At 66.8% G+C, this 2,555-nt stretch carries 1 protein-coding gene, 3 pseudogenes and 1 riboswitch; of the genes and pseudogenes, 2 read left to right on the top strand and 2 right to left on the bottom strand.

The window, feature by feature from the left end:
* Nucleotides 1–2: 2 nt before the first annotated feature.
* Nucleotides 3–495 (bottom strand): annotated as a pseudogene (locus JCM19049_RS11525) (CoA-binding protein).
* A pseudogene (locus JCM19049_RS11520) lies at nucleotides 495–1,855 on the bottom strand (O-acetylhomoserine aminocarboxypropyltransferase/cysteine synthase family protein). Before JCM19049_RS11520 ends, JCM19049_RS11525 begins: the two co-directional pseudogenes overlap by 1 nt.
* 122 nt (nucleotides 1,856–1,977) lie before the next feature.
* A riboswitch (SAM riboswitch) is annotated at nucleotides 1,978–2,072 on the bottom strand.
* Between JCM19049_RS11520 and JCM19049_RS22645 the strand changes: the two are divergent.
* Nucleotides 2,066–2,263, top strand: a pseudogene (locus JCM19049_RS22645) (hypothetical protein); the annotation flags it as partial. It overlaps the preceding riboswitch by 7 nt.
* 88 nt (nucleotides 2,264–2,351) lie before the next feature.
* Nucleotides 2,352–2,555, top strand: a 204-nt coding sequence (locus tag JCM19049_RS22640) for a histidine phosphatase family protein (RefSeq protein ID WP_306420788.1), incomplete at its 3' end; no start/stop codon positions are given.

Here is a 2,555-nt window from a genome sequence, read left to right as displayed (position 1 = left end):
CGCTAGGCCAGCAGCTGGCGTTTGGAGGAGATCACCCCGGTGTTGAACCCGGCCAGGCGCAGCCCGCCGTGGAAGCGGGCGTGTTCGATCTTCACGCAGCGGTCCATGACCACATTCAGCCCCGCGGCCTCCGCGCGCTCAGCCACCTCCTCGTGCCAGGAACCCAGCTGCAGCCACAGGTCTTGGCCCCCACGGCCAGGGCCTCGTCCAGCACCCCGGCAGGTCATCATGCTTCCGGAAGACCTCAACCAGGTCCGGGGTCTCGGGCAGGTCCGCCAGCGACTTGTAGACCGGTTGGCCCAGGATCTCGTCCACCACCGGGTTGATGAAGTACACCCGGTAGTTTGAGGAGGACAGCAGGTAGGTGGCCACGAAGTAGCTGGCCCGCGAGGGCTTGTTCGAGGCCCCCACGATCGCGATCGAGGTGGTCTCGCGCAGGATCTGGAGGCGCTGCGCGGCGCTGGGGCCCTGCCAGGTGCGTAGTGCGGTGCTCATTAGTTCGCTCCCTTCCCGGCCGGCACGGCGCAGGCCGCCGCGTCATAGGACGGCATCTCGATTGGTGCTCCGGCTCCGGCTGCTGGGCGGCGCTCAGTGCCTGGTCCAGGTCCCAGATGATGTCCTCGACATCCTCCAGGCCCACCGACAGGCGGATCAGGTCCTGCGGCACCCCGGCCGCCCGCAGCTGCTCCTCGCTCAGCTGCTGGTGGGTGGTGGACCCCGGGTGCAGCACCAGGGTGCGCGCATCACCGATGTTCGCCAGGTGGCTGGCCAGCTGCAGGGCCTGGATGAACTTGGCCCCGGCCTGCCGGCCGCCCTTGATTCCGAAGCTGAAGACCGAACCCACACCCAGCGGCAGCAGCTTGCGCGCCTGCTCGTGCTGGGGATGGGAGGCCAGGCCCGCATAGTTCACGTAGCTGACCCGGTCATCGGCCTCCAGCCACTGGGCCACCTGCTGGGCGTTGGCCAGGTGTGCGTCCATCCGCTGGGCCAGGGTCTCCACGCCCTGCAGCAGCTGGAACGCGGACTGGGCCGGCAGGGAGGGGCCGAAATCTCGCAGCTGCTCACTGCGCAGCTTGGTCAAAAACCCGTACTCCCCGAAGTTGCCCCACCAGGAGACGTTCCCATAGCTGGGTACCGGCTCGGTCATGGTGGGGAACTTCCCGTTGCCCCAGTTGAAGGTGCCCGATTCGATGACCACCCCGCCCAGGGTGGTGCCGTGACCGCCGATGAACTTGGTCGCCGAATGGATCACGATGTCCGCGCCGTGCTCGATCGGACGCAACAGGTAGGGCGGGGTCAGCGTCGAATCGACCACCAGCGGAATGTCGTGGCGGTGCGCCACCGCGGCCAGCCCGGCCAGGTCGGCAATGTCCCCGGAGGTTGGCAACCACCTCGGTGTACACCGCCTTGGTGTTCGACCCGATCGCGGCCTCGAAATCGGCCGGGTCGTTGGAGTCGATGAAGGTGGTCTGAATGCCAAAGCGGCGCAGTGAGACATCCAGCTGGGTGATGGTCCCGCCGTAGAGCTTCGCAGAGGCGACAATGTGGTCCCCGGCCTGGGCCAGCGCGGCAAAGGTGATGAACTCCGCCGCCATGCCCGAGCCGGTGCCACCGCGCCGATCCCGCCCTCCAGGGAGGCCATGCGCTCCTCGAAGGCGGCCACTGTCGGGTTGCCGATGCGGGAGTAGATATTCCCGTACTTCTGCAGCGCAAACAGGTTCGCCGCGTCATCGGTGTCCTTGAATACGAAGGACGTGCTTTGGTAGATCGGCACCGCGCGGGCGCCGTGTTCGGCATCGGGGGTTCCGCCGGCGTGCAGGGCACGGGTGCGGAATCCAAACTTGTGGTCGGCCATGGTGGCGTGACTCCTTATCGGCTCGTCTTCCGGCCCACCGCGGCATTGGCCGGGAGGGCCATCAAGGCAATATCCCGGAATCAATGTCTGTCTTCACTGCACTGGCCCTATGGCCGAAGACAGCTCCATCGTTTCTGGCGGTAGCACCGTATCCACCGGCTGTGGCAGGTTGCTGCGGCGTCATCGAACCAGATCTCTCGGCCGCTCGGGATGGTTACCCCCAGTGTCTCAACATGTGTGAATGTGACCCAAGTTGTGCGTCGAAAGATTGCGCGGCGCGTCACAGGCTCCATCCGGCCATCCGCGCCCCGGGGGATTCAGCGCCACCGGCAGTACTGGCTAGACTCAAGAAGTATGAATGGTGCACTGGCTTTGGTTCGACACGGACAAACCGACTGGAACCTGGCAGGCAGGCTGCAGGGGCAGACGGACATCCGCTCAACGCGACCGGGCGGGAACAGGCGCGCGCGGTCGGCGCCCGGCTGGCCGATGAGGGCTGGGATGTGTCCTGGCCTCCCCGCTGGGCCGCGCCCAGGAAAGCGCGCAGATCATTGCCAAGACCCTTGGGGCCCGCACCGGCCCGCCGGTACCGGAACTGGTGGAGCGCGGATTCGGGCCACTGGAGGGGCAGTGCCGCTCGGAGCTGGATGAGGACCTGGTGCAGGAGCTGATGGAGCAGGCCGAACCGCGTTCGGCCGTG

The sequence above is a fragment of the Arthrobacter sp. JCM 19049 genome (assembly GCF_001310435.1).
Note: the sequence above shows the minus strand (reverse complement) of the source record. Positions and strands in the feature narration are given on the sequence as shown.